Genomic DNA, 1,879 nt, shown 5'->3' on the forward strand with positions numbered 1-1,879 from the left:
CGCTCGGCGAGCGCGGCCAGCTTTGCTCCGGCGAGCAACTGCTGGTGCTCGGGGCCGCCGGCGGCACCGGCATCGCCGCGATCCAGGTCGGCAAGCTGCTCGGCGCGCGCGTCGTCGCGGCGGCCTCGACCGAGGAGAAGCGCAGCTTCGCCGCAAGCTTCGGAGCTGATGCGACCGTCGACTACACAAAACCCGATTGGCGCGACGCGCTGAAGGACGCGACCGGCGGCCATGGCCCCGACGTGATCTTCGATCCGGTCGGCGGCGAGGTCTCGCTGCAGGCGTTCCGCTCGATCGCCTGGAACGGCCGCCATGTCGTGGTCGGCTTTGCGGCCGGCCAGATCCCCGCTTTGCCGTTCAATCTGCCACTGTTGAAGGGCGGTCTTCTGATCGGCGTCGACGCGGCCCAGATCGCGCGCCGCGAACCCGAGGCGCAGGCGCGCGTGATGACGCAATTGTCGGCGTGGCTGAACGACGGCCGACTGACGCCAGTGGTCGGCAAGGTGTTCGCGTTTGAGGATTTCCGCGCGGCGTTCACCACCATGCAGACCCGTGCCGCAATCGGCAAGATGGTGGTGCGGATCGGTTAGCGGGAGCGGCAAGGCACGCTCCGCTCGGCGTCCTTGCGCGATCGAATGACGAATCGAAAAGGCAGAGACATGCAGACGCTTCGAACACCGGACGGGCGCTTCGCCGAATTGCCCGGATTTGCCTTCGCGCCGCGCTACATCGAGATCGGCCCGTTGCGAATGCACTATCTCGACGAGGGACCGAAGACCGCGCCGGTGGCGCTTTGCCTGCACGGTCAGCCGACCTGGACCTACCTCTATCGAAAGATGATCCCACCGCTGCTCGCCGCAGGATTCCGCGTCATCGCGCCGGATTTCTTCGGCTTCGGTCGTTCCGACAAGCCCGTCGACGAAGACATCTACACCTTCGACTTCCATCGATCGGCGGTGATGTCGCTGATCGAGGCGCTCGACCTGCGCCGCGTCATGCTGGTCTGCCAGGATTGGGGAGGATTGATCGGACTGACGATACCCATGGACATGACCGATCGCTTCGATCGATTGCTTGTGATGAACACGATGCTCGGCACCGGTGACGTGCCGCTCGGCGAAGGCTTTCTCGCATGGCGGGCCTTCTCCAATCGCAGCCCGGACATGGACATCGCAGCCTTGATGCAGCGAGCGGCCCCCGGTCTTGCAGACGAGGAAGCTGCCGCCTACGCCGCGCCCTATCCGGACCAGCGGTACAAGGCCGGCGTCCGGCGCTTTCCCAATCTGGTACCGGACCAGCCGGACGCTGGCGGCGCGGCGCTTTCGCGGCGCGCGCGCGATTTCTGGTCGCAGCAGTGGACCGGACAAAGCTTCATGGCTGTCGGCATGAAGGACCCGGTGCTCGGGCCGCCGGTGATGAGCCGATTGCGGCAGGTGATCCGAAACTGTCCACCGCCGCTTGAACTGCCTGATGCCGGGCATTTCGTGCAGGAGGCCGGCAACGTCATCGTCGCGGAAGCGATGAAGACGCTCGGCCCGGCCCGCTAACACGTGCATACTTAACGCGTGCATACATCCGCGTTCTCGCGACATGATTTGTCCGAGCTTTGCTCTTCGTTCCGCCCTCTCTCATAGAGGGCGCAGGGAAAGCCGGGTGCCGATCGCACCCATGGGCCCCGAGCATTGGATAGAAAGCTCGGGGGTAGGACCACAGGTGTAACCGGAAACAACCCGGCTTTCCCTGCGCGATGGGTTACGGCTTATACGTGCTCTCCCCGGCGAGACTGGGCTTTGTTGTCACCGCCTTCGCAAAAACGCTTACGCGTTTTGCGAGAGGACACCTACCACTAGGGCGTCAGGCCTGCACGATTTCGCCGTCC

General features: G+C 64.8%; 2 protein-coding genes. Both read left to right on the top strand.

The genetic code is table 11. From position 1 onward, the window contains the following. A partial coding sequence (locus FNJ47_RS45850; RefSeq protein ID WP_163163355.1) for a zinc-binding dehydrogenase occupies positions 1 to 590 on the top strand: 590 nt, incomplete at its 5' end. Between the two features lie 69 nt (positions 591 to 659). Beyond that, on the top strand, positions 660 to 1,547 hold the full coding sequence (locus FNJ47_RS45855) for a haloalkane dehalogenase (protein WP_163163357.1): 888 nt from the start codon (positions 660 to 662) through the stop codon (positions 1,545 to 1,547). Positions 1,548 to 1,879: the final 332 nt, after the last annotated feature.

Source organism: Bradyrhizobium uaiense (genome assembly GCF_010811875.1).
In the GTDB taxonomy this organism is placed as follows: Bacteria; Pseudomonadota; Alphaproteobacteria; order Rhizobiales; family Xanthobacteraceae; genus Bradyrhizobium; species Bradyrhizobium uaiense.